At 50.4% G+C, this 23,997-nt stretch carries 25 protein-coding genes, 1 tRNA gene and 1 pseudogene; 16 read left to right on the forward strand and 11 right to left on the reverse strand.

What is annotated here, in order from left to right; genetic code table 11:
• Positions 1 to 122: 122 nt before the first annotated feature.
• Both DES54_RS16145 and uxaC read right to left on the reverse strand, forming a co-directional pair.
• Positions 123 to 353 (reverse strand): annotated as a pseudogene (locus DES54_RS16145) (mannitol dehydrogenase family protein); the annotation flags it as partial.
• 120 nt (positions 354 to 473) lie between these two features.
• Positions 474 to 1,883, reverse strand: a complete 1,410-nt coding sequence (uxaC, locus tag DES54_RS16150; RefSeq protein ID WP_113869109.1) for a glucuronate isomerase — start codon at positions 1,881 to 1,883, stop codon at positions 474 to 476.
• 286 nt (positions 1,884 to 2,169) lie between these two features.
• On the opposite strand from uxaC, the gene exuR reads away from it, so the two are divergent.
• The 8 genes from exuR to DES54_RS16190 all read left to right on the forward strand — a co-directional run bounded on the left by exuR (position 2,170) and on the right by DES54_RS16190 (position 7,491).
• A complete protein-coding gene (gene exuR / locus DES54_RS16155; RefSeq protein WP_113869111.1) occupies positions 2,170 to 2,946 on the forward strand; it encodes a transcriptional regulator ExuR in 777 nt (258 codons plus the stop codon).
• A 456-nt stretch (positions 2,947 to 3,402) separates the two neighbouring features.
• Positions 3,403 to 4,077: a DedA family protein gene (locus tag DES54_RS16160; RefSeq protein ID WP_113869113.1), complete on the forward strand. Its 675-nt coding sequence runs from the start codon at positions 3,403 to 3,405 to the stop codon at positions 4,075 to 4,077.
• A gap of 2 nt (positions 4,078 to 4,079) precedes the next feature.
• The gene (gene mzrA, locus DES54_RS16165) at positions 4,080 to 4,526 is read left to right on the forward strand and encodes an EnvZ/OmpR regulon moderator MzrA (protein WP_113869115.1); all 447 of its coding nucleotides are present in this window, start codon (positions 4,080 to 4,082) and stop codon (positions 4,524 to 4,526) included.
• A 180-nt stretch (positions 4,527 to 4,706) separates the two neighbouring features.
• Positions 4,707 to 5,012 (forward strand): ElaB/YgaM/YqjD family protein, encoded by a 306-nt coding sequence (locus tag DES54_RS16170; protein WP_113869117.1) that lies wholly within the window; start codon positions 4,707 to 4,709, stop codon positions 5,010 to 5,012.
• 13 nt (positions 5,013 to 5,025) lie between these two features.
• Entirely contained in the window at positions 5,026 to 5,421 is a 396-nt protein-coding gene (locus tag DES54_RS16175) for a phage holin family protein (RefSeq protein ID WP_113869119.1), read from the forward strand.
• Positions 5,418 to 5,702, forward strand: coding sequence for a YqjK-like family protein (locus DES54_RS16180; protein ID WP_113869121.1), 285 nt, complete (start codon positions 5,418 to 5,420; stop codon positions 5,700 to 5,702). Before DES54_RS16175 ends, DES54_RS16180 begins: the two co-directional genes overlap by 4 nt.
• 301 nt (positions 5,703 to 6,003) lie before the next feature.
• Entirely contained in the window at positions 6,004 to 6,399 is a 396-nt protein-coding gene (locus DES54_RS16185; RefSeq protein WP_113869123.1) for a DoxX family protein, read from the forward strand.
• 102 nt (positions 6,400 to 6,501) lie between these two features.
• Positions 6,502 to 7,491 (forward strand): glutathione S-transferase family protein, encoded by a 990-nt coding sequence (locus tag DES54_RS16190; protein WP_113869125.1) that lies wholly within the window; start codon positions 6,502 to 6,504, stop codon positions 7,489 to 7,491.
• 80 nt (positions 7,492 to 7,571) lie between these two features.
• On the opposite strand, the gene DES54_RS16195 is transcribed toward DES54_RS16190, so the two are convergent.
• Complete coding sequence (locus DES54_RS16195) at positions 7,572 to 8,468, reverse strand: LysR family transcriptional regulator (RefSeq protein WP_113869127.1); 897 nt, start codon at positions 8,466 to 8,468, stop codon at positions 7,572 to 7,574.
• 110 nt (positions 8,469 to 8,578) lie between these two features.
• Here DES54_RS16195 and DES54_RS16200 point away from each other — a divergent pair, with 110 nt between their 5' ends.
• Positions 8,579 to 9,277 (forward strand): pirin family protein, encoded by a 699-nt coding sequence (locus DES54_RS16200; RefSeq protein ID WP_113869129.1) that lies wholly within the window; start codon positions 8,579 to 8,581, stop codon positions 9,275 to 9,277.
• 103 nt (positions 9,278 to 9,380) lie between these two features.
• Positions 9,381 to 9,890, forward strand: coding sequence for a zinc uptake transcriptional repressor Zur (zur, locus tag DES54_RS16205; protein ID WP_113869131.1), 510 nt, complete (start codon positions 9,381 to 9,383; stop codon positions 9,888 to 9,890).
• Positions 9,891 to 9,958: 68 nt separating this feature from the next.
• Here zur and DES54_RS16210 read toward each other — a convergent pair whose 3' ends face one another.
• The 3 genes from DES54_RS16210 to DES54_RS16220 form a co-directional block, all read right to left on the reverse strand.
• Complete coding sequence (locus DES54_RS16210; protein ID WP_113869133.1) at positions 9,959 to 10,168, reverse strand: CsbD family protein; 210 nt, start codon at positions 10,166 to 10,168, stop codon at positions 9,959 to 9,961.
• 516 nt (positions 10,169 to 10,684) lie between these two features.
• Positions 10,685 to 11,293 carry a transcriptional repressor LexA gene (lexA, locus tag DES54_RS16215; RefSeq protein ID WP_113869135.1) on the reverse strand — a complete coding sequence of 203 codons (609 nt, stop codon included), beginning with the start codon at positions 11,291 to 11,293 and terminating at the stop codon, positions 10,685 to 10,687.
• 109 nt (positions 11,294 to 11,402) lie between these two features.
• On the reverse strand, positions 11,403 to 11,768 hold the full coding sequence (locus DES54_RS16220) for a diacylglycerol kinase (protein ID WP_113869137.1): 366 nt from the start codon (positions 11,766 to 11,768) through the stop codon (positions 11,403 to 11,405).
• Between the two features lie 128 nt (positions 11,769 to 11,896).
• On the opposite strand from DES54_RS16220, the gene plsB reads away from it, so the two are divergent.
• Positions 11,897 to 14,368: a glycerol-3-phosphate 1-O-acyltransferase PlsB gene (gene plsB / locus DES54_RS16225; RefSeq protein WP_113869139.1), complete on the forward strand. Its 2,472-nt coding sequence runs from the start codon at positions 11,897 to 11,899 to the stop codon at positions 14,366 to 14,368.
• A gap of 71 nt (positions 14,369 to 14,439) precedes the next feature.
• Here the strand turns inward: plsB and ubiA are convergent, their stop codons facing one another.
• The 5 genes from ubiA to DES54_RS16250 all read right to left on the reverse strand — a co-directional run bounded on the left by ubiA (position 14,440) and on the right by DES54_RS16250 (position 19,048).
• Positions 14,440 to 15,312, reverse strand: coding sequence for a 4-hydroxybenzoate octaprenyltransferase (gene ubiA, locus DES54_RS16230; protein WP_427846343.1), 873 nt, complete (start codon positions 15,310 to 15,312; stop codon positions 14,440 to 14,442).
• Between the two features lie 15 nt (positions 15,313 to 15,327).
• Positions 15,328 to 15,852 carry a chorismate lyase gene (ubiC, locus tag DES54_RS16235; protein ID WP_113869141.1) on the reverse strand — a complete coding sequence of 175 codons (525 nt, stop codon included), beginning with the start codon at positions 15,850 to 15,852 and terminating at the stop codon, positions 15,328 to 15,330.
• 520 nt (positions 15,853 to 16,372) lie between these two features.
• Positions 16,373 to 18,025, reverse strand: a complete 1,653-nt coding sequence (gene groL / locus DES54_RS16240) for a chaperonin GroEL (protein WP_113869143.1) — start codon at positions 18,023 to 18,025, stop codon at positions 16,373 to 16,375.
• 36 nt (positions 18,026 to 18,061) lie between these two features.
• The gene (locus DES54_RS16245) at positions 18,062 to 18,355 is read right to left on the reverse strand and encodes a co-chaperone GroES (RefSeq protein ID WP_048636335.1); all 294 of its coding nucleotides are present in this window, start codon (positions 18,353 to 18,355) and stop codon (positions 18,062 to 18,064) included.
• 222 nt (positions 18,356 to 18,577) lie between these two features.
• The gene (locus DES54_RS16250; RefSeq protein WP_113869145.1) at positions 18,578 to 19,048 is read right to left on the reverse strand and encodes an FxsA family protein; all 471 of its coding nucleotides are present in this window, start codon (positions 19,046 to 19,048) and stop codon (positions 18,578 to 18,580) included.
• 386 nt (positions 19,049 to 19,434) lie between these two features.
• On the opposite strand from DES54_RS16250, the gene aspA reads away from it, so the two are divergent.
• The 5 genes from aspA (at position 19,435) to DES54_RS16275 (ending at position 23,918) form a co-directional block, all read left to right on the forward strand.
• Positions 19,435 to 20,874 (forward strand): aspartate ammonia-lyase, encoded by a 1,440-nt coding sequence (gene aspA / locus DES54_RS16255; RefSeq protein WP_113869147.1) that lies wholly within the window; start codon positions 19,435 to 19,437, stop codon positions 20,872 to 20,874.
• Between the two features lie 206 nt (positions 20,875 to 21,080).
• Entirely contained in the window at positions 21,081 to 21,413 is a 333-nt protein-coding gene (gene cutA / locus DES54_RS16260; protein WP_113869149.1) for a divalent cation tolerance protein CutA, read from the forward strand.
• Positions 21,389 to 23,107: a protein-disulfide reductase DsbD gene (locus tag DES54_RS16265; protein ID WP_113869151.1), complete on the forward strand. Its 1,719-nt coding sequence runs from the start codon at positions 21,389 to 21,391 to the stop codon at positions 23,105 to 23,107. The genes cutA and DES54_RS16265 overlap by 25 nt, the downstream gene beginning before the upstream one ends.
• Positions 23,108 to 23,151: 44 nt before the next feature.
• Positions 23,152 to 23,727, forward strand: a complete 576-nt coding sequence (locus tag DES54_RS16270) for a transcriptional regulator (RefSeq protein ID WP_113869153.1) — start codon at positions 23,152 to 23,154, stop codon at positions 23,725 to 23,727.
• Positions 23,728 to 23,842: 115 nt separating this feature from the next.
• Positions 23,843 to 23,918 (forward strand) — tRNA-Phe (locus DES54_RS16275).
• Positions 23,919 to 23,997: the final 79 nt, after the last annotated feature.

Here is a 23,997-nt window from a genome sequence, read left to right on the forward strand (position 1 = left end):
TATCGTGGGATATTACAGCACGATCAGACCACACGACTATAACGGTGGATTACCCCCAAACGAATCGGAAAATCGATTCTGGAAAAACTCTAAACCCGTGGCCAGTTTTAGTTGACCACTACATTCAGGCCGCGAATAAAGGTGGTATACAGACCGTCCTGCGTATCAAGCGCTGGCGGGAAATCCGTATCGATGGGGCGAACGACGACAATACCCGCATCCAAATCCGTATGCTCATTCAACAAATCCAACTGCCAGTCAATGAAAGCGCGCAGAAAATTACCTTCACCAAACTGAATGACTCGATCCGGGTGCTGACGGCCGGGGAAATTGTGACGATTCAACGTTTGCATTAGCAGATTACCTCAGGACGAAAGCGCACATTGCAGGCACGGCTGGCTGATTCCGCATCACCGTTATCTCTGCGCAAAATTCACCAACACGACAAGCCCGAACGAGGCTCGCCGACGGCATTACAGTTCAATGGCAAAATAATTTTTGGCGTTATCAAAACAGATGTTTTTCACCATTTCGCCCAGCAACGGCAGATCGGCAGGCGCTTCGCCGTCCACCACCCAACGGCCAATCATCTGGCACAGGATGCGGCGGAAATATTCATGACGGGTGTAGGAGAGAAAACTACGGCTGTCAGTAAGCATCCCGACAAAGCGGCTCAGCAGACCAAGTTGCGCAAGTTGCATCATCTGACGCTGCATGCCGTCTTTCTGATCGTTGAACCACCAACCGGAACCGAACTGCAGCTTGCCCGGCATACCTTCGCCCTGGAAGTTGCCGATCATGGTGGCGAGAACTTCGTTATCACGCGGATTCAGACAGTAGAGAATGGTTTTCGGCAGCAGATTATCTTCATTCTGCTTGCTGAGCTGACGGGCAAGTTCCTGAGCCAGCGGACGATCATCGATGGAATCAAAACCGACATCCGGCCCCAGCAGCTTGAACTGGCGCAAGTTGTTGTTGCGCAACGCACCGATATGATACTGCTGAACCCAACCGCGACGCGCATATTCCGCGCCCAGCCACACCAGAACCGCCGTTTTGAACTGCGCCGTTTCATATTCACTCAGCATTTCCCCGGCCAGACGTCGAGCCAGAATACGATCCAGCGCGGCGTCGTCCGCTTCGGCGAAAAGCACCACATCCAGCGCGTGATCGGAGACTTTGCAGCCGTGAGACGCAAAGTGATCCAGACGTTTGCTTAACGCGGCTTGCAGATCGTTGAAACGGCGAATATCGGTGTCGGACGCCTCGCCCAGCTTCGTCATGTAATCGCTGAACGCGGGCTGTTCAATGTTGAACGCCTTATCCGGGCGCCAACTCGGTAACACTTTGATGTTGAAATAACTATCCTGCGCGATGGCGTGGTGGTGATGCAGATCGTCAATCGGATCATCCGTCGTTCCCGCCATTTTCACGTTCATCTGCCGCATGATGCCGCGCGCGGTGAAGTCATCGTCTTCCAGCAGCGCATTACAGCGCTCCCAAACCGTTTTTGCCGTTGATGGCGACAGCAGCGTGCCGGTGATCCCGAACGGACGGCGCAGTTCCAGATGAGTCCAGTGATATAGTGCATTACCGAGGGTATGAGGAACGGTTTCCGCCCACGCTGCAAATTTTTCCCAGTCGCTGGCATCCCCGGTACACAAGTGTTCAGGCACGCCATTGGTACGCATGGCGCGCCACTTGTAGTGATCGCCTTTCAACCAGATGTCATACAGATTTTTAAAGCGGTAATTTTCCGCGATCTGTTCTGGCGGTAAATGGCAATGGTAGTCAAATATCGGCTGATCAACAGCATATTCATAATACAACCGGCGGGCAAATTCGCTGTCTAACAAAAAGTCTTCACTCAGAAACGGGGACATGTTTTTCTTCCTCACCGCGCTTTTATGTATCATATTGGTATGACTGCATAAAGATATCATACCAATTATGATTGATATCTCCTGCCATTAGTGAGGTCACGATCGCAAAATCTTACCGACGGAAGGAGAAACATCAGAACGCGCGGCCAATCCACTGGTCATTTAAGTGACAGCAGCGTGGGTTGCGGTTAATATCATGTGGTATAACAAATCATTTTCAGAGATTAACAAGACAGCGCTTCAGGCTCTGTGTTGCTCAGTATCGCCATCTCTAACAGCAGGTATCATGGAACTCACTGAACCCCGGCGTCTTTATCGACAATTAGCCGCAGAATTAACGCAGCGGATAGAAAGCGGTGTTTATCCGGTTGGCGAAAAATTACCGGCAGAACGCTATATTTCGGAAGAAATGAATGTCAGCCGTACCGTGGTGCGGGAAGCCATTATCATGCTGGAAGTCGAAGGATATGTTGAAGTCCGCAAGGGATCGGGTATTCATGTCATCGCCAACCAGCAGAAAAATCGCTTAACCCCCCGTGGCGATGCGGAGTTTATCACCGCCGGCCCGTTTGAACTGCTTCAGGCCCGTCAGCTTATCGAAAGCAATATCGCCGAGTTTGCGGCAACCCAGGTCACCCGGCAGGATATTGTCCAGTTGATGGAAATCCAGGAGCACGCCCGGCAGGAAGATCGCTTTCGTGATTCGCAGTGGGATCTGAAATTCCATGTGCAGGTTGCTCTCACCACACAAAACTCGGCCCTGGCGACCATGGTTGAAAAAATGTGGAGTCAGCGTATCCATAATCCGTACTGGCGCAAACTGCATGAACATATTGATGATAAGTCGATCGAAAGCTGGTGCGACGAGCATGATCAGATCCTCAAAGCGCTAATGCGCAAAGATCCCCACGCCGCCAAGCTCGCCATGTGGCAACATCTGGAAAATACCAAGCAAATGTTGTTTCGGGCCACTACGGATGACTTTGAATTCAATGTAGATCGTTATATGTTTGCCGAAAATCCGGTAGTTCATCTGGATCAGATGAGTAACAATAAATTCTAATATTTTCCCCGTCATCGCCCCTGGAGTGATAGGCGGGGCAATAAGTCAAAAAGCGTCGATTTCTGTCAGTGAGTGTAAAATAAGGCGGAAACCCCAATATTCAGCCCGCAAACCGCCTAAAATCCATTTGGTTGCTGTGATATTTTTCTGTCTCAGTCACACCGATTTTGTTACAATTAGAGTGTTTTTCTTACGCTTAATGCGTCGCTTCGCAGGTAAAACCCGTTAATAGCGGACAATTCGCAAGTGAGTGGCTTTTACCCACGATTCAGGTAATGCGAAGATAGCGGAGAATCAGCCTCGGATAGGCTTACCCTCAGTTGGATGGCGTATATTATCTAATAATTATAATAACGTGTTGGAATGTACTATCAGGTGAACCGTACCATCCTTAGCATGAACGGGCGCTTTTTATAGAACCGGATTGAATGAAATACAGTAGTATTAGGATACCGGATGGATATTATTAAAGAATTGTTGAACGCACTCTGGCATCAGGATTTCGATATCTTAGCCGATCCCAAACTGGTCTGGACCATTTACATACTGCTATTTTTAATATTGTTTTTAGAAAATGGCCTCTTGCCCGCCGCTTTCTTGCCCGGCGATAGCATGCTTATTCTGGTGGGTGTGTTGGTCGCTAAAGGCACCATGAATTTCCCCTTTACTATCATATTGTTGACCACCGCCGCCAGTCTGGGGTGCTGGGTAAGCTATATTCAAGGCAAGTGGCTGGGGAATACCCGAATAGTACAAAGCTGGTTATCGCACTTACCGGCACACTACCATCAGCGCGCGCATCAGCTTTTCCACCGCCACGGCCTCTCTGCCCTGCTGGTCGGGCGCTTTCTGGCATTTGTGCGTACTCTGCTGCCCACCATCGCCGGCCTGTCTGGTCTGGACAATGCGCGTTTTCAGTTCTTTAATTGGATGAGCGCGTTGCTTTGGGTGCTGATTCTGGTTTCAATGGGTTTTGCATTGGGGAAAACCCCCGTTTTTCTGAAATACGAAGATGAATTAATGTTTTTCCTAATGATGCTGCCGCTAGTCTTGCTGTTTATCGGCCTCTTTGGTTCATTATTTGTCCTTTGGCGTAAAAAACGAACCATTAATGCAGAAAAAGGAAATTAACCGTGTCGCTCCGCTGGCTATACCCTAAAAAAACGCAGGCGCGTTTTTCAACGTCACATAGTGACGGCCCGCAGGCTAAGGATAGCCGCCATAAAAAAATATGGCGGCTGTTGTTATTGATCGCGCTGCCGATCCTGGTGATCAGTCAATCGCCGCACCGTTATCAGAACGATGCGATGCTGCACATCAAGCCGCGTTATCAGGGCGCCGCCCTGCCAGACGGATTTTATATTTATCAACAACTCAATGAACGCGGCATTGCAATAAAAAGCATTACCCCCGCCCAGGATAGCCTGGTTGTCCGTCTGGCCTCACCTGAGCAGAGCGTCGCTGCCAGAGACATATTGCGCCTGTCACTGCCCAAAGCAAATATCACCACCCAGCAAACCGTGACGGCCACCCCCTTCTGGCAGCAAAAACTCACACAGAAACAATCCAAATTAGGGTGACGATGTGAAAATGCAGGGACTATCCATCGCCTTATTCATTAACGACCAATTTATGACCAGACATAAATCATTAAAACTTACAGCACGTTATCAGAAATATCCTCACCACGTTTTACAGGCATAAATCGAAACTTCAGCTATAGTTAAAACTCTGGTTTACAACATTAAGGGTTATTTAATATGGCTAAAGACCAAAATTCTGAGCATTTGCGCGCTGAATTAAAATCGCTGGCGGACACGCTCGAAGAAGTATTAAGTTCCTCAAGTGATAAATCCAAAGCAGAATTGGATAAACTGCGTAGCAAAGCAGAAGCGGCCCTGAAAGAAACCCGTTCACGCTTGAGTGATACTGGCGAGCGTATTGCCAGCCAGACCCGAGAAGCGATGGGATGCGCGGATGATTACGTCCGTGAAAACCCTTGGACAGGTGTTGGTATCGGTGCAGCCATTGGCGTTGTACTCGGTGTTCTGCTCTCCCGTCGTTAATTAACCTGACATTATGACTGATAAACAACGACAAGGCCCCGCAAGCGGGGCCATCGCCTTTGCCCAGCGTATTATTTCCATCCTTGTCAGCATGGTGGAAACGCGAGTCCGCCTGGCCGTCATTGAATTGGAAGAAGAAAAAACCAATCTGATTCAATTACTGATAATGGTGGGTCTGACGCTGCTGTTCGCCACCTTTGGTTTAATGACGCTGATTGCGTCGATTGTATTGGGTATTGAGCCCCAATATCGACTGTTTGCACTGGGATGCATCACCGCTACCCTACTTGGGCTGGCGTTGATTATCGGCATCTGGGTATTGGTGAAAGTACGCAAATCCACGCTGCTCAAAGCCACCCGTAAAGAGTTGGAAACCGACCGTGCGTTGCTGGAGGACAAATTGAAATGAGTCAGCAGCAGCGCGACAGAAAAAAAGCACAACTGCTACGCACCATACAGCAACAACGGTTGGATCTTTGCGCAGGAAAAAATGCCTGGCTGGATTCAACCGCGAAATACGATCGCTACTGGCACGGTCTGGTGCAGTGGCGCAGATATTGGATTGTCGGCTCCGGTCTCATCGCGCTTTATAACGTGCGTCACCCAAGCCGCTTGTTGCGCTGGGGCAAACGAGCAATAGGGCTTTGGGGCACCGTGAGGCTAATCCGTAAAACCCTCTTTCTGCGCTGAGCGATTGACTCTTCCTTCGAACCATTCGTACACGCCTGGACATAACGGCCTGTTTGTGTCCTTCAAGGGGATAAAACTTTCGCTATTTCAATGGCGCTACGGTTCTGTGCGACGATAACTATCCCTTTTAGTAGAACATCAATTTTTCTGAAATAAACCAACAATTATACTCGCTGGCACCGTATACAAGGTCGCTATAGTATCTGCCCATAAATTGATGACCGGCCCGCTGACAAGATGAGCCAATCACCAAAACACAATGGGCAAGTAAATTTTATAAAAAAATTGATTGGAGAATATGATGAAAAATTTAGAAAGTACCGCACTGCTGATCGCGCGCATTTTAATGCCACTTCTGTTTATTACCGCAGGTTACGGCAAATTAGGCGACGCCTATGCAGGCACCCAACAGTATATGCAGGCTATGGGGGTGCCAACCTTCCTGCTGCCGCTGACCATTCTGTTGGAACTGGGTGGTGGTCTGGCTATTCTGTTCGGTTTGCTGACTCGAACCGTTGCACTGTTCACCGCGGGCTTTACCATACTGACCGCACTGATTTTCCACACCAACTTTGCTGATGGCGTGAATCAGTTGATGTTCCTGAAAAATCTGACCATCGCAGGCGGCTACATTCTGCTGGCGGTAACCGGGCCGGGCGCATACAGCATCGACCGTGTACTGAATAAAAAGTGGTAAGCGCCAGCCTGTTTTGGCTGTACTACACTTAATATCCACATAAACGACGACAAACGCATAATTTGTCGTCGTTTTGCCATTATTCGATTCGTGGGAGGATTTATGGGGCAACTGGTTGACGGCGTATGGCACGATACCTGGTACGAAACAAAATCTACCGGCGGACATTTCAAGCGTTCAGAATCACATTTTCGCAACTGGATTACCGCAGACGGTCAACCGGGCATCAGCGGCAATGGCAATTTTCAGGCGGCACCAGGCCGCTATCATCTTTATGTTTCGCTTGCCTGCCCGTGGGCGCATCGCACCTTATTGATGCGTCAGTTGAAAGGACTGGAAAAACATATTCCAGTTTCCGTGGTTCATCCCCTGATGCTGGATCATGGCTGGACCTTTGATGTCGGTTTTCCAGATGCAACGGGGGATTCACTGTATCAGCACGAGTTCCTCTATCAACTCTATCTCCATGCAAAGCCTGATTACAGTGGCCGGGTCACGGTGCCGGTACTGTGGGACACAGAACAACATACCATCGTCAGCAACGAATCCGCCGATATCATCCGTATGTTTAACAGTGCGTTCAATCAGGTTGGCGCCAAACCGGGCGATTATTATCCGGCTGCGTTGCGTCAGCAGATTAATGAACTTAACGGCTGGATCTATGACAAGGTGAACAATGGCGTCTATAAAGCCGATTTCGCCACCAGCCAATCCGCTTATGATGAAGCCGCCACGCAAGTGTTCGTCGCGCTATCGCAACTGGAATCCATCCTTGCGCGACAGCGTTACCTGACCGGCGCTCAGTTAACTGAAGCGGACTTACGGCTGTGGACCACGCTGCTTCGTTTTGATCCGGTTTATCACACCCATTTTAAGTGCGATAAATACCGCTTAAGTGATTACCCGAATCTGTTTGCTTTCTTGCGTGATATCTACCAGATGCCGGGCATCGCCGATACGGTGAATATGGCGCATATCCGTCACCATTATTTCCGCAGCCACGGCACCATCAATCCACATGGGGTGATTTCGCTAGGCCCGGAACAAGACCTGAATAGACCTCACGGGCGTGATAAACAGTTTGCGAATTAACGCCCCGCCCCGGCCTCCCCTTTTCCGGGGCAGGCCGCTTTCATGACAAAGCGCCTAACTGGTCAGCCGTTGACCGCGCCTCACGCCTGATTGAGCAATTTTGGAATTTCCCGCAAGCACCAGGATTTCGCTTCACCCATGCTATCACGCCGCCAGGCCATGATAATCTGGCTATCCATTGAGTATTCGGGGCTGACGACGCGTAACCGGCCTTCGGCAATATCCTGAGCGACCATCGGATAAGGCATGGTCGCCACCCCCAGCCCTGCCAGCAGAGCACGGCGCTTATCATCCAGCGTGCTTACCGTCAGACGCTGTTGTTTATCCAACAACTGTACGGTTAACACCGGACGTTCACGCGCGGTATCGGCAACGGCAATCCCCCGGTATTTTACCCTGGTGACATCTGACAGCGGCTCCGGCTCCTGATGGATAGGATGATCCGGGCTGGCGACATAGACATTCTTCATCGTATAAAGCTTGCGCGTATTGATTTCGGAAGACGCACGGAAATGCATATCCGGCGCGATCACAATATCCGCCCGCCCTTGTTCCAGACGCTCCCACGCGCCTGCCAGCACTTCAGTCAGCAGAGAAACCTGCGTGTTGGCTTTCAGGGACAACTTGTCAAGCAACGGGAAAAGCCGCTGAGAGGGGATCAATGCTTCCATCACAATCGTCAGGTGAGTTTCCCAACCGCGGGCCAATGCTTCCGCATCCGTCGTGAGCTTATCCGCCGCTTCCAGCAGGATACGCCCGCGCTCCAGCAACATACGTCCCACGTTGGTGAATTTGGTACGGTGTCCAGAACGATCAAATAGCGCCACGTCCAGTTCATCTTCCAGCTTTTGCATGGTGTAACTCAGGGCGGAAGGCACCCGCCCTAACTCATCCGCAGCGGCGGCAAAACTTCCCCGACGATCAATCGCGTCCATCACTCTTAAGGATTCCAGCGTCAATGCTCGTTCTTTAGACATTTTCGTACTCATTCAGGAATTTTGAATATACCCACCAGATTAACTAGCTAACAATCCAGCGTCCACACAATTACTATCTGTTTAAGAAATAAATCTTCAAGGCAATTACCATGATCATAAAAAGAACAGCAGAACAATGCGGTCAAGCTGACTATGGCTGGTTGCAAGCACGTTACACCTTCTCCTTCGGCCACTACTTCGATCCTCAGTTACTGGGTTATGCCTCACTGCGGGTGTTAAATCAGGAAGTACTGGCGCCTGGCTCTTCATTCCAGCCGCGCACTTACCCACGCGTGGATATTTTAAATATTATTCTCCAGGGAGAAGCGGAATACCGTGACAGCAACGGTCACCACATCCACGCTAAAGAAGGTGAAGTTTTACTGCTCGCGACTCAGCCGAATGTCAGTTACAGCGAATACAACACCAGCAATTGTAAACCGTTGACACGTTTGCAATTGTGGCTGGATGCCTGCCCTACGCGCGAAAACAGCTCGTTACAACGTCTGTCGCTGAACAAAAACGGCCACAGTTTATTAGCCTCACCGGAAGGTGATCAAGGCAGTCTGCAACTCCGTCAACAAGTGTGGATCCATCATCTGGAATTGCAAGAAAATGAGCAACACACCATTACGCTGCAAGGAAATCAGGCTTATCTTCAGCTAATCAACGGCGCCTTGAACATCCATGAGAAGTCAGCGCTTCAGACGCTGCACTGTGGCGATGGCGCGTTTATCCAGCATGAAACGGCGTTGACTGTGCAAGCTGGAACATCATTACGCGCCCTGTTAATCGATCTGGTCGCCTGAGACGCTCGGCCACGTCATGAGCCAGCGCCCGCTGGTTCGGCGTTTTTCTCTGGCCGTGATAAGATATTTGCCTGGTTCCTCTCTCCGTCAAGGTGATATGGCAATGGATTCAACCTCACAGGACAAACTACTTGCCCAGGCTGAACAGATTTGTCAGCAGCGCGGCGTTCGTCTGACGCCACAGCGACTGGAGGTGTTACGCCTGATGGCGCAACAGTCTGGCGCCATCAGTGCCTATGATCTGCTCGATCTCTTACGGATATCAGAACCGCAAGCTAAGCCGCCAACCGTTTATCGCGCGCTCGATTTTCTACTGGAACAAGGGTTTATCCATCGAATCGAGTCAAACAACAGCTATGTTCTGTGTCACCATATTGAGGATCATAGCCATACCTCCGCGCTGTTTATTTGCGATCGCTGCGGTCAGGTTACCGAGCGTCAGACGGAAGGGGTGGAGGAAACACTACGTGATTCAGCGCATCAGGCGGGCTTTACCCTGCGCCATAGCGTGATTGAAGCGCATGGATTGTGCAAAGACTGTCAGGAAGTGGCGGCATGTCCGCAAACGGAACATTGCGATCACGACCACAGCATACCGATCAAAAATCGCTAGCTCTCACGACAGTTCGTGAGAGCTAGTTTTTCCTCGATAGGGGTCAACGCAATAAGAACTTACAGCTTCTACCAGAAGTATTTTTGACGACTTTCCCAGTCTTTCACTTCTTTTTCGGCGGCTTCCTGCTCGTAACCATAACGCTCCTGGATCTTGCCAACCAGTTGGTCACGTTTGCCTTCAATAACCGTCAGGTCATCATCGGTCAGTTTGCCCCACTGCTCTTTCGCTTTACCTTTAAACTGTTTCCAGTTACCGCTGGCTTGGTCTTTATTCATAATAATCTCCATAGCTTAGGTCAGATAGCATAAAAATAGCGATTTATGCTCATTATCAGTTTCAGATAAATCATGTCGGTATCAGTAAGCGCCGCCGCAACAACGTCTTATCTTGCCCTGCCAAACCTTTCAATGATGGTTGGGCTCAACCACAGCAGCGATGACTTCACAATCAGTGAAGATGATAATCCTTACCTTAAAATTAATTATAGAAAATAATTCTGAATATTTTATTTAAATCGGAATGTAAATCTGAAAAACTAACTTTTGAGCAATGGCATAGTTTAAAAACACAGCGAAAACAGGAAGTAATCAGCGCTTTTTATTTACGTTCAACTGTAAATAAATGTATCAATCACATCCCCTGAAAATAAAAGCGCAGATTGATTAATCGAGGTGCAATGCAGAGGGAAAGGAATGAACCAAATCGCCCCGGAACGGGGCGATGTATGGAAAATGTCGAAAAACTATGTCGAAAAACTATATCATCATCGGAAAAAGATATCGGGGTGGAAATCAGTGCCAGTCACTGTTACGAATGACGCCAACCGCCAGCCCTTCAATCGAAAAGCTCTGTTGACGCAGATCGACAACAATAGGTGAAAACGCTTCGTTTTCAGCTAGCAGATGAACGGTATTGCCTTGTTTTTTGAGTCGTTTTACCGTCACTTGATCTTCGATACGGGCAACAACAATCTGACCATTACGGACATCCTGCGTTTTATGCACAGCCAGCAGATCGCCATCCATAATACCGATATCTTTCATCGACATACCGCTGACCCGCAGCAGGAAATCCGCACTGGGCTTAAACATATCGGGATCAACCTGATAATGACATTCGATATGTTGTTGCGCCAGAAGCGGCTCACCAGCAGCGACACGACCAATCAACGGAATGCCAGTTTCTTCTTCCATCAGCAAACGGATACCGCGAGAAGCGCCGGATACGATTTCAATCACGCCTTTACGCGCCAATGCCTTCAAATGTTCTTCAGCGGCATTCGGCGAACGAAACCCCAATTGTTGGGCAATTTCCGCGCGCGTAGGCGGCATACCTGTCTGCGCGATATGATCGCGTATCAGGTCATAAACCTGTTGCTGTCTGGCTGTTAATACTTTCATTCCGCCCCCTGGTTGTTTATACAGTCTTGCTGTGAGTATATACAGCTCATCCTTAATTGGGAACCAGGATGTGCGTAAACCCCGGTTTTTTATTAATTCCTGCAAGCCCTTACGCAAAAAAACGCCAGAGAATACTGCCCCAGACGACAACCGCCAGCAAAATAGCGACGAATACCGCCGCCGAACCGATATCTTTCGCCCGGCCGGATAATTCATGATGTTCAGTACCGATGCGATCCACGACCGCTTCAATCGCACTGTTCACCAATTCGAACAGCATAATCAACACCACCGCGCCGATAAGCAGCAGTTTTTCAACCAGTGTAACAGGCAGCAGACAGGCGATTATCACCCCGACCACCGTCAGTACCGTTTCCTGACGGAAAGCCGCTTCATGCCGCCACGCCTGTTGCAGCCCTTTCAGGGAATAGCCGGTTGCTTTGATAATCCGGGTCATCCCCGTTGCTTTATTCATTCATCCACCATTATTTATTCAGCTCGCGCCCGCATTTTAGCGCTTGACCATTGTCTCATCGCAACAGATCTCCAGCGCAGTTTCTGGTATCCTTGCGACGCGTTGCTAACAAGAGGCTTCAAGTCGTTATGTCAGGTTGGCGTAGAATTTACTATAAATTATTGAGTTTCCCACTCAGGCTGTTGGTGAAAAGTAAAGTCATACCCATAGATCCCGTGACTGAACTGGGTTTAGACCCCTCACGTCCGATTCTCTATGTTTTGCCTTACAATTCTCAGGCGGATTTAATGACGCTGCAGACAAAATGTCAGGCGCTTAGTCTGCCCGATCCGCTGCTGCCCGTGGACATTCGCGGCGTGGAACTGCCCAGTCATGTTTTTATCAATGATGGACCGCGTGTTTTCCGCTATTACGTTCCCAAGCAGAAATCGGTAAAACTGTTTCATGACTATCTGGATTTGCATCGCGCCAATCCCGATCTGGACGTGCAGATGGTGCCGGTTTCCGTCATGTTCGGCCGTTCGCCGGGCCGCGAAGGGCAACATCAGGCTACCCCGCATCTGCGGCTGCTGAACGGTATCGAGAAGTTCTTTGCCGTACTGTGGCTGGGTCGCGACAGCTTTGTCCGGTTTTCCAGCCCGGTGTCATTACGCTATATGGCAACCGAGCACGGAACGGACAAAACCATCGCCCATAAGCTGGCGCGCGTCGCGCGGATGCACTTCTCCCGTCAACGACTGGCGGCGGTAGGACCGCGTCTGCCGGTACGTCAGGAACTGTTTAACAAGTTGCTTGACTCCAGAGCGATCAAAAAGGCGGTTGATGACGAGGCGCGCAGCAAAAAAATCTCCCATGAGAAGGCGCAACAAAACGCGATTGCCCTGATGGAGGAAATCGCCGCCGACTTCTCTTATGAAGCCGTTCGTCTGTCGGATCGCGTATTAGGCTGGACATGGAACCGTCTCTATCAAGGCATTAACGTTCATAACGCCGAGCGGGTGCGCCAACTGGCGCAGGACGGACACGAAATTGTCTACGTGCCTTGTCACCGTAGCCACATGGACTACCTGCTATTGTCCTATGTGCTTTACCACCAGGGGCTGGTTCCGCCCCATATCGCGGCGGGCATCAACCTGAATTTCTGGCCTGCCGGCCCGATCTTCCGTCGTCTGGGCGCATTCTTTATTCGCCGCACCTTCAAAGGTAATAAACTGTATTCCACTATTTTCCGTGAATATCTGGGCGAGCTTTTTGCCCGTGGTTACTCGGTTGAATATTTTGTCGAAGGGGGCCGCTCACGTACCGGACGCCTGCTGGAACCGAAGACCGGCACGCTGGCGATGACGATTCAGGCCATGCTGCGCGGCGGTACGCGTCCCATTACGCTGGTGCCTATTTATGTCGGCTATGAGCACGTCATGGAAGTCGGCACCTATGCGAAAGAGTTGCGCGGCGCGACGAAAGAAAAAGAAGGCTTTATTCAGATGGTTCGGGGCTTGCGTAAATTACGCAATCTCGGACAAGGTTACGTGAATTTCGGCGAACCGCTGCCGTTAACCACCTATTTGAATCAGCATGTTCCGCAATGGCGTGATGCCATTGATCCGATTGAAGCGCAACGTCCAGGCTGGCTGTCGCCGACCGTTCAGGATATCGCGATGGATATTATGGTGCGCATCAACAACGCGGCAGCGGCAAACGCCATGAACCTCTGTTCAACGGCGTTGCTGGCATCGCGTCAGCGTTCATTGACTCGGGAACAAATGCAGGAACAATTGGATTGTTACCTGCAACTTCTGCATAACGCGCCCTATCATAAAGATATCACGGCGCCGAAAAAGACCGCAGATGAGTTGCTGGAACATGCGCTGGGCATGGATAAATTTGAAGTCGAGAAGGACAGTATCGGCGACATTATTATCCTGCCCAGAGAGCAGGCAGTGCTGATGACCTATTACCGCAATAACATTCAGCATCTGTTGATATTGCCGTCACTGATTGCCAGCATAGCCATTCACCACCGTCGTATTACGCTTGCGGAAGTCGTTCGTCAGGTGACCCTGATTTATCCGTTGCTCCAGGCAGAACTGTTCCTGCATTACTCCAGGGAACAATTGCCGGACGCGATATCCACGTTGGTTACCGAATTAACGCGGCAACAGCTATTGAGCGCCAAAGAAGGCGCGCTGGTCATTAACCCGGCGCGTATCCGCACGCTGCAACTGTTAGCGGCGGGAGTGCGTGAAACCCTGCAACGTTATGCCATCACGTTGTCATTACTGGGCGCGAATCGCGATATCAATCGCGGGACGTTGGAAAAAGAGAGCCGGAACACGGCGCAACGTCTGTCAGTTCTGCACGGCATTAACGCACCTGAATTCTTCGATAAGGCCGTTTTCTCAACACTGGTTGCGACGTTGCGCAGCGAAGGCTATATCACAGACAGTGCTGAGGCCGCCCAGGGCGACATTCTGGCGATCTACAACATTCTGGCTAATTTGATCACCCAAGAGGTCAGATTGACGATTGAAAGCGCCAGTTCACCGGCAGAAACGGAAAGCGATACGTTGTTGACGCAGGAAGACCATCCCCAGACATAAGACGCGAATAAAAGGGCGGCGAAAGTTTCGCCGCCCTTTTATCAGAACCACTGCGCGCTACAATCCCGATATTACAGTCCCAATATCACACCGGCAAACAAGGCCATACCGACATAGTTATTGTTTTTAAAAGCTTTGAAGCAGGCGTCGCGCTCCCGCCCGGCAATTAGCCTTTGCTGATAAACAAACAGCCCGGCTGCGACCAACAGCGCGCCATAAAAGAACAGCCCCAGTGATGTCAGATAACCCAGCGCGATCATCAACAACAGCATGCTCAATTGCAGCAGGCCGATTATCAAGGTATCGAAACGGCCAAACAGGATCGCCGTGGATTTGATACCGACCTTGAGATCATCATCCCGGTCAACCATGGCGTACTGCGTGTCATAAGCCACCGTCCAACAGATATACGCCAGAAACATCATCCAGCAGGTTAACGGTAAGGTTTGGCTAACGGCGGCATACGCCATCGGGATCGACCAGCCAAACGCCGCGCCCAAGACTAACTGCGGTAAGTGACTGACACGCTTCATAAAAGGGTATACCCAGGCCAATGCCAAACCGCCAACCGACAGCCAAATGGTCATCCTGTTTAGTGTCAGCACCAGACCAAACGCCAACAGAACCAAAATCACAAAGAGCGCTTTGGCGGACTGCTCGCTGACTTCGCCGCTGGGCAGCGGACGTGCGGCTGTGCGTTTCACATGACCATCGAAGTGGCGATCAGCATAATCATTGATAACGCAGCCTGCCGCCCGCATCAGAAAAACCCCGGCGACGAACACGAACAACACCCACGGATCAGGTATGCCCCGACCCGCCATCCATAATGCCCATAACGTTGGCCACAGCAGCAACAGGGAACCTATCGGCTTATCAATGCGCATCAAACGACAATAAGCCAGCCATTTTCCCGCCGTTATACTTCTTTCCAACGGAGTCATCTCCTCAATTACCGGCTAGCTTTCACAACTATCCGTAAAATAAAGCGGTGCTTCTGGCAGAAACAGTTCAGTCAGTAGAAACGGACTGCCAGAAAGACACAAACGGGAACGCCGCGCCCACAAGCCGGCACCACATCCGGTATGAATATAATCGTGCGTCAGCGCATCTTGTTGAAACAGATAACGGCCCAGCGGCGTATTACCAATTTTCGTCAAAGCGTCGCCTGCGCCATCCAGTGTTTGTTGTGGGATCAAGGTTCGACCGAACAACCAGGGACGCCCGTCGCCATACAGTACCACCTCGCGCAACCAGTAATGGTCGCAGACAGGCAGATGTGCAAGCTCATCATTCAATAACGCTCCCGGCGAGACAAAGCGTTCATTACAGATCGTCACCGCCAGTTGATCGCAACAGTCATCAAGACGCCGCGTCATTGAACCGGTTTCCATCAGCCAGTCTTCAATGCAAGCGGGCATGGTTGTGGGCGGCGCGGTAAACCATTCGATAGCACGCAGGGAAATGGGCGCCTCATCAGACATTAACCCTACTCCACTCAGGATTGGCTCGTAAACCAAGAAAACGTCCCATATTGTAGCGCAGAATAGTGCCCTGATAACATGTTCTGAACGAGTGGTTAACGATAAGGGGATTTTTCATACAATCAGATTGTGCCGTTCGATGTCAAACGGCCACCAGAAGGAGGACAGTTTCTCACGCCATTTTTTCGGCGCGATTCATCGCATAGCAGACGTGATACATCGACGGATATAGAACGTCGTCATAGGTTAACCGATTCCACCACTTTGCCTTAATCGACAACATCGGGCGTGGTGAATATGTTTCTATAAGTGGAGATTGACGCAAAAAGTTTCGCACCGTCGTGCCGATACAGCGGATACAAAAAAGGCCGTGGTAAGCGTTTTCTCAGATGAAAAAAACCGATGACAAGAGTGATTATTCTCCGGTCATCGGTTTAGCGGATTACACGATATCTGGCATACCCGCATTACGCCGGTATGCACGGATGGTGGCGATCGTCAGAATGACGATCGCGCTTTATCACATCATACCGCCCATGCCACCCATGCCGCCCATACCACCAGCGGCGCCTAAATCTGCTTTATCTTCTTTCGGCAAATCGGTCACCATACATTCGGTGGTGATCATCAGACCGGCGATAGAAGCCGCGTACTGCAAAGCGGAACGCGTTACTTTGGTCGGATCCAGGATACCGAAGTCCAGCATGTTGCCGTATTCTTCCGTTGCCGCATTGTAACCGTAGTTGCCTTCACCCGCTTTCACGGTGTTAGCGATAACCGAGGCTTCTTCACCGGCATTAACCACGATCTGACGCAACGGCGATTCCATTGCGCGCAGCGCGACTTTGATACCGACGTTCTGATCTTCGTTATCGCCTTTCAGACCAGACGCAGAAATAGAGGTCGCGGCACGAATCAGTGCAACGCCGCCGCCTGCAACCACGCCTTCTTCCACGGCTGCGCGCGTCGCGTGCAACGCATCTTCAACGCGTGCTTTCTTCTCTTTCATTTCAACTTCAGTTGCGGCGCCAACTTTGATAACCGCTACGCCGCCGGCCAGTTTAGCCACTCGCTCTTGCAGTTTTTCTTTATCGTAGTCTGACGTCGCATCTTCAATCTGCTGACGGATCTGAGTAACCCGGCCCTGGATTGCGCCTTCATCACCCACGCCATCAATAATGGTGGTGGTGTCTTTGTTGATCACAACACGTTTCGCCTGACCCAGATCTTCCAGGGTGGCTTTTTCCAGTTCCAGACCGATCTCTTCAGAGATCACCGTACCGGCCGTCAGGGTAGCGATATCTTGCAACATGGCTTTACGGCGGTCGCCGAAGCCCGGCGCTTTAACCGCCGCCACTTTCACGATGCCGCGCATGGTGTTAACCACCAGCGTCGCCAGTGCTTCGCCTTCAACGTCTTCCGCAATGATCAGCAGCGGTTTACCGGCTTTGGCAACAGCTTCCAGAACCGGCAGCATTTCGCGAATATTGGAGATCTTTTTGTCAGCCAGCAGGATGAACGGGCTTTCCAGTTCAACAGAACCGGTTTCCGGTTTGTTGATAAAGTAAGGGGACAGGTAGCCGCGATCGAACTGCATACCTTCCACAACGTCCAACTCGTCTTGCAGGCCAGTGCCTTCTTCAACGGTGATGACGCCTTCTTTACCCACTTTTTCCATCGCTTCTGCAATCAGTTTACCCACGGTTTCATCAGAGTTTGCAGAGATGGTGCCAACCTGTGCGATAGCTTTGAAATCAGAGCAAGGTACAGATTGTTTTTTCAATTCTTCAACCGCGGCGATAACGGCTTTATCAATACCGCGTTTTAAATCCATCGGATTCATGCCCGCGGCAACGGCTTTCAGGCCTTCAGTGATGATGGACTGAGCCAGTACGGTTGCGGTGGTGGTGCCGTCGCCCGCTGCGTCGTTCGCTTTAGAGGCAACTTCTTTTACCATTTGCGCGCCCATGTTCTCGAACTTGTCTTCCAGTTCGATTTCACGCGCGACGGAAACACCGTCTTTAGTAATAGTGGGTGCACCGAAGGATTTATCCAGTACTACGTTGCGGCCTTTCGGACCCAGGGTAACCTTCACTGCATCAGCCAGTACATTCACGCCACGCAGCATTTTTACGCGAGCGTCACTACCGAATTTTACGTCTTTAGCTGCCATTGGTGTATTTCCCTTAAATTCGTTCAGTTCAGATGATTACGCTTCAACAATTGCCAGAATGTCGCTTTCGGACATGATCAACACTTCTTCGTTATCGATCTTCTCGGCTTTCACGCCATAGCCATCATTAAAAATAACGATATCGCCGACTTTCACATCCAGCGGCTTCACTTCGCCGTTTTCCAGGATGCGCCCATGGCCGATGGCCAGAACTTCACCACGGGTAGATTTACCTGCAGCGGAGCCGGTCAGAACGATACCGCCAGCAGATTTGGATTCTACTTCTTTGCGCTTGACGATCACGCGGTCATGCAATGGACGAATTTTCATTGATAGCTCTCCTTTGAGAAAGTCCATATCAGTTTTTAGGATGAACACCGGATATGCAGTCATATCCGACCTTGTGGTGTTCTAAGTGGGGACGTTTCCAACGACTTCAAGGGAGGAAAAATAATTTTTTTGCACTAAGCGTCTTTTTTTTATACAGCCAAAAATAAAAAACAAGGATTATCAGTGAGATAATCCTTGTCTATCACTCAACCCAACTCGCCATCAACGATCATCGTTTTCATCACGATGCTCAATATTTCTGCGCCCATCATCTTTACGTTGATACTCGCCTTCAAAGGTATTGCCGTCAGAGGGCGGCGCGCCGGGGCCGGAACGCCAGATGTGCAAATGAGGCATCAGTTTTAACGTCAAACGTTTTTGTACCGGCGGCAATAACAGCAACAATCCGAGAAAATCGGTAAAAAACCCCGGAATCAACAGCAGAAACCCCGCCAGCACCAGTGAAACGCTTTTCACCATCTCCGCAGCCGGACTCTCGCCCGCCGCCATTTTCTGTTGCATCTGGACAATGGTTTTCATGCCTTGGTTACGCACCAGCGACACGCCGACGCAAGAAGTGAAGACCACCAACAACAAGGTCATCGCCACGCCAAGTACCTCTGCCACTTGAATGAACAGCGATATCTCTATGTAGGCAAAAAGAAAGATTAATAGCAACGGTAGCCAGCGCACCCGATTCTCCTGTTGATTGAAAATGCTTACTGTTAAAAACAAACGAAGTTGTTGTAAACAAATTATGTTATTGAAAACTAATATGACCAACTATCACTATACTGCACATTATAATTCACTGAGATGGTAGCTCAGTTGGCTATTTTCAAGCTGTGATAACACCATTTGTTATTTTAAACCGTTACTCGTGACAATTATCACAGTTTATTTATCTGAGCATGATTCAAAGATCAGATAGTGATCCAGGCTACTATCTTCCCTGATTTTACAGCATATCATTATGATAAAACATGCAGTAATAGTTAAATATTCTGATGTTGTTATCTACGATAATACAATTATTTCACATAAATTTTATGTCAGCAGCGTAATAAGAGAAGGCTCTCATGTCAGATAACATTCGTATTGAAGAAGACCTGTTAGGCACTAAGGAAGTTCCCGCAGATGCTTATTATGGCGTCCACACGCTCAGGGCTATTGAAAACTTTTATATCAGCAACAGCAAGATAAGCGATATCCCAGAATTTGTGCGCGGCATGGTCATGGTCAAAAAAGCCGCGGCTCTGGCGAATAAAGAACTGCAAACCATTCCCCGCAAAATCGCTGATGTCATTATACAGGCCTGTGATGAAGTGCTGAACAACGGCAAGTGCATGGATCAATTTCCGATCGATGTTTATCAGGGCGGCGCCGGAACGTCCTTAAACATGAACACCAACGAGGTGTTGGCCAATATCGGTCTGGAACTGATGGGCCACAAAAAAGGCGAGTACCAGTACCTGAATCCGAATGACCATCTGAATAAATGTCAATCCACCAACGACGCCTACCCAACGGGATTCCGCATCGCGGTCTATGCCTCCATCCTGAAGTTGATCGATGCGCTGACGCAACTTGGCGACGGATTTGAGCGTAAAGCCAAAGAACTTGAAATGATCCTGAAAATGGGTCGCACCCAGTTGCAGGATGCGGTGCCGATGACGCTGGGTCAGGAGTTCCATGCCTTCAACGTGCTGCTGAAAGAAGAAAACAAAAACCTGCTGCGTACCGCTGAGTTGCTGCTGGAAGTCAATTTGGGGGCGACGGCGATCGGCACCCGGCTGAACACACCGGAAGGCTACCAGCAACTGGCGGTACAACGGTTAGCGGAAGTCAGCGGTTTACCTTGTGTGCCAGCGGAAGACCTGATTGAAGCGACGTCAGACTGCGGCGCTTACGTGATGGTTCACTCATCGCTGAAACGTCTGGCGGTGAAGCTGTCGAAAATCTGTAATGACCTGCGGTTGCTGTCTTCCGGCCCGCGCGCCGGTCTGAATGAAATCAACCTGCCGGAGTTGCAGGCTGGCTCGTCAATCATGCCGGCCAAAGTCAATCCGGTGGTGCCGGAAGTAATTAATCAGGTGTGCTTTAAAGTCATCGGTAATGATACCTGCGTCACCATGGCGTCAGAAGCGGGACAACTTCAATTGAACGTCATGGAACCGGTTATCGGCCAGGCCATGTTCGAGTCCACGCATATCCTGACCAATGCCTGCTACAACCTGCTGGAAAAATGTGTTAACGGCATCACGGCCAACAAAGAAGTGTGTGAGGCTTATGTCTTTAACTCTATCGGGATCGTCACCTATCTGAACCCGTTTATCGGCCACCATAACGGCGATATCGTCGGCAGAATCTGTGCGGAAACCGGCAAGAGCGTGCGGGAAGTGGTGCTGGAAAGAGGCTTACTGACGGAAGCGGAACTGGATGACATTTTTTCCATTCAGAACCTGATGCATCCGGCATATAAAGCCAGACGTTATACCGATGAGAATGAGCTTCCTTAAACTTATAATCTGAATGATTCCAGGCACGCCTGTTCCCGACGAATAGCGTGCCTGTATGTTATGCCGCGCTCAGACGAAAGAAAAAAATCATCCTGCTTATGGATTGACGCGCTGGTTCTATCCGTATCATTCCCCTCATGCCGCAAAGCAAGGTATAGTGCCCCGCTCTACGATTAAGATTTTGTTCATCTGACACTGAGGATACGATGTCTGACCGCCCTGTCTGCGATGCCGTCGTTATACTTTGTACCGCACCTGATGAGTCTTGTGCACAATGGCTCGCCAACCTGTTGCTGGAAGCACGGCTTGCGGCTTGCGTGACGCTGCTGCCCGGCGCGCAATCGCTATATCACTGGGAAGGCAAACTTGAGCGGCAAACGGAAGTACAAATGCTGATCAAAAGCGATACGTCACATCAGTCGGCATTGCTGACGCATCTGAAACGCCACCATCCTTATGAAACGCCCGAACTGCTGGTACTGCCGGTATCTGAGGGCGACAGCGATTATCTGACATGGCTCAACGCATCTTTACACTGATTTTCCTGCTATGGACGACCTTCAGTGCGCCGACTGCGCTGGCGTCGACTTTTGGTCAAACGTTGTCTGGCAACAACCAGAATGCACAGTTTTTACCTGTTGATCGGGCTTTCGCGTTTGATTTTCAGCAACGGGATAACCAACTCACCGTACGCTGGGAAATACAACCGGGTTACTATCTGTATCGACAACAGATTAAGGTTGAAGGAAACCGCGCCATTATCGGCACGTTCGATATCCCGCCCGGTCTCAGCCACCGGGACGAGTTTTTCGGTGAGGTTTTCATCTTTAAACAACCGTTGGCGCTGACCATTCCGCTGGTTCAGGCGGATAACACGGCGACCCTTCAGGTAACCTATCAGGGCTGTGCCGATGCCGGGTTCTGCTATCCACCCGAAACACGGACTATCCCGCTAAGCCAGGTTTTACCGGCCTCCGACGGCGACACGACGCCACATCAGCCACGCCAGGAAACCGCGTTGCCGTTCTCTCCCTGGTGGGCGCTACTGATTGGCATCGGCGTGGCGTTTACGCCTTGCGTATTACCGATGTACCCGCTGATATCCGCTCTGGTTCTCGGCAGAAAACACCAACTGACGCTGCGCCGAACATTCCTGCTCGCCATGACTTACGTCCAGGGGATGGCGTTAACCTATACCTTACTGGGACTGATCGTGGCGGCGGCGGGGTTGCGTTTTCAGGCGGCGCTGCAACACCCGTATGTGTTGATTGGTCTGTCGGTGATGTTCGTTGCGCTGGCGCTTTCCATGTTCGGCCTGTACAGCTTGCAACTGCCTTCTTCCCTGCAAACGCGATTGACGGAATGGAGCAATCGCCAGCAAGGAGGATCGCTGACGGGCGTATTCGCTATGGGCGCACTGGCGGGATTAATCTGCTCACCCTGCACCACCGCGCCGCTCAGCGCCATCCTGCTTTATATTGCCCAAAGCGGTAACCTGCTCGCAGGCGGCGGTTCGCTCTATCTGTATGCGTTAGGCATGGGGTTGCCGCTGATTCTGGTGACCTTGTTCGGCAATCGACTTTTACCGCGCAGCGGAGCGTGGATGCAGTATGTCAAAGAGGCATTTGGATTCATCATTCTCTCCCTGCCAATCTTTTTACTCGAACGAATATTCGGTGAAACCTGGGGGATCAGGCTATGGAGCTTGCTTGGGGTTGCATTCTTTGGTTGGGCGTTTACCCTGAGCCTGCGCAGCCGCACAGGGACAATGCGCGTCGTTCAGCTATTGTTGTTGGCTGGCGCGCTGGTGGCGGCAAAACCGCTGCAAGACTGGGCATTTTCCCCGCTTGATTCACAGCAAAAATCCGCTGCATCCGCGCTAACGTTTACACCGGTCACCAACCTGGCTGGGTTAAATAACGCGCTGACGAAAAGTCATCAACCGATCATGCTCGATCTTTATGCTGACTGGTGCGTCGCCTGTAAGCAGTTTGAAAAATACACTTTTAGCGACCATCAGGTACAAAGCCAATTGTCGCGCCTGACGTTATTACAGGCGGACGTGACCGCCAACAATGCGGATCAGAATGCCATACTGAAAAAATTGCAGGTATTGGGATTGCCGACCATTTTGTTTTTTGACGCACAGGGAAAGGAGATCCCTGGTTCACGGGTAACCGGGTTTATGGACGCGGAAAAATTTCAGGCGCATTTGCAGAAATTTATCCCTTAAACGACACTTCTTAATCTGTTAGTCGCTCTTCTGGAGGAGAAAAAATGCAACGTGAAGAGGTTTTGGAACATGCACTCACTCTGCTAGAGCAGCACGGTTTCGCCATGACGACATTAGACATGCTGGCGAAAAAACTGAATGTCCCATTAGAGGAATTGCGAGCATTTTGGCCGGACCGCGAAGCGCTGCTTTACGACAGCCTGCGTTATCACGGCCAGCAGGTGGATATCTGGCGACGTCAACTATTGCTGGATGACACCAAAAGCACCGAACAAATACTGCTCGCTCGCTATCAGGTACTGCATGAAGCCGTCGCCAAACAGCGCTATCCCGGCTGCCTGTTTATTGCAGCCTGTAGTTTTTTTCCTGACGTTGCTCATCCCATTCATCAGATTGCCGAGCAGCAAAAACAGGAATCCTATCGTTACACCCGCGATTTGCTTGAAGCATTGGAAACCGACGATCCAGACATGGTGGCGCAGCAAATGGAACTGATTCTTGAAGGCTGTCTCAGCAACCTGCTGGTCAAACATCAGGCTTCCAGCATCGCAACGGCCCAACGATTGGCCGAGGATGTTTTGCGCTTTGCGTTATGCCGCAAGAACGGTGCATTAACCTGACGTCAGGCGCACACTACCCTTTGTCTGAAAAGTCGTCAGTCAGCAGGGTTTTATGCGCTTTCGCTGACAAACCCGTTGACGACGCGCCTCCAAATACGGTTTAATGCGCCCCGTTGCCCGGATAGCTCAGTCGGTAGAGCAGAGGATTGAAAATCCTCGTGTCCTTGGTTCGATTCCGAGTCCGGGCACCACTATTTAGTTTCATGGCGTTCCTATAAGTCCTGAAACGTTAAAAAATCAGTAAGTTAAAGAAACCTGATGGTGCTGAAA

Origin of the sequence: Brenneria salicis ATCC 15712 = DSM 30166 (genome assembly GCF_003315515.1) — a bacterium.
Lineage (GTDB): Bacteria > Pseudomonadota > Gammaproteobacteria > Enterobacterales > Enterobacteriaceae > Brenneria > Brenneria salicis.

Coding starts and splice junctions, on each gene's coding strand:
- DES54_RS16190 (WP_113869125.1), top strand. CDS start 6,502: ATGGGGCAACTGGTTGACGGCGTATGGCACGATACCTGGTACGAAACA.
- plsB (WP_113869139.1), top strand. CDS start 11,897: ATGTCAGGTTGGCGTAGAATTTACTATAAATTATTGAGTTTCCCACTC.
- DES54_RS16180 (WP_113869121.1), top strand. CDS start 5,418: ATGAGTCAGCAGCAGCGCGACAGAAAAAAAGCACAACTGCTACGCACC.
- DES54_RS16265 (WP_113869151.1), top strand. CDS start 21,389: ATGGCTCAACGCATCTTTACACTGATTTTCCTGCTATGGACGACCTTC.
- DES54_RS16270 (WP_113869153.1), top strand. CDS start 23,152: ATGCAACGTGAAGAGGTTTTGGAACATGCACTCACTCTGCTAGAGCAG.
- DES54_RS16195 (WP_113869127.1), bottom strand. CDS start 8,468: ATGTCTAAAGAACGAGCATTGACGCTGGAATCCTTAAGAGTGATGGAC.
- lexA (WP_113869135.1), bottom strand. CDS start 11,293: ATGAAAGTATTAACAGCCAGACAGCAACAGGTTTATGACCTGATACGC.
- DES54_RS16220 (WP_113869137.1), bottom strand. CDS start 11,768: ATGAATAAAGCAACGGGGATGACCCGGATTATCAAAGCAACCGGCTAT.
- DES54_RS16175 (WP_113869119.1), top strand. CDS start 5,026: ATGACTGATAAACAACGACAAGGCCCCGCAAGCGGGGCCATCGCCTTT.
- exuR (WP_113869111.1), top strand. CDS start 2,170: ATGGAACTCACTGAACCCCGGCGTCTTTATCGACAATTAGCCGCAGAA.
- DES54_RS16185 (WP_113869123.1), top strand. CDS start 6,004: ATGAAAAATTTAGAAAGTACCGCACTGCTGATCGCGCGCATTTTAATG.
- cutA (WP_113869149.1), top strand. CDS start 21,081: ATGTCTGACCGCCCTGTCTGCGATGCCGTCGTTATACTTTGTACCGCA.
- DES54_RS16210 (WP_113869133.1), bottom strand. CDS start 10,168: ATGAATAAAGACCAAGCCAGCGGTAACTGGAAACAGTTTAAAGGTAAA.
- zur (WP_113869131.1), top strand. CDS start 9,381: ATGGATTCAACCTCACAGGACAAACTACTTGCCCAGGCTGAACAGATT.
- groL (WP_113869143.1), bottom strand. CDS start 18,025: ATGGCAGCTAAAGACGTAAAATTCGGTAGTGACGCTCGCGTAAAAATG.
- ubiA (WP_427846343.1), bottom strand. CDS start 15,312: ATGACTCCGTTGGAAAGAAGTATAACGGCGGGAAAATGGCTGGCTTAT.
- DES54_RS16245 (WP_048636335.1), bottom strand. CDS start 18,355: ATGAAAATTCGTCCATTGCATGACCGCGTGATCGTCAAGCGCAAAGAA.
- ubiC (WP_113869141.1), bottom strand. CDS start 15,852: ATGTCTGATGAGGCGCCCATTTCCCTGCGTGCTATCGAATGGTTTACC.
- DES54_RS16170 (WP_113869117.1), top strand. CDS start 4,707: ATGGCTAAAGACCAAAATTCTGAGCATTTGCGCGCTGAATTAAAATCG.
- uxaC (WP_113869109.1), bottom strand. CDS start 1,883: ATGTCCCCGTTTCTGAGTGAAGACTTTTTGTTAGACAGCGAATTTGCC.
- aspA (WP_113869147.1), top strand. CDS start 19,435: ATGTCAGATAACATTCGTATTGAAGAAGACCTGTTAGGCACTAAGGAA.
- DES54_RS16200 (WP_113869129.1), top strand. CDS start 8,579: ATGATCATAAAAAGAACAGCAGAACAATGCGGTCAAGCTGACTATGGC.
- DES54_RS16160 (WP_113869113.1), top strand. CDS start 3,403: ATGGATATTATTAAAGAATTGTTGAACGCACTCTGGCATCAGGATTTC.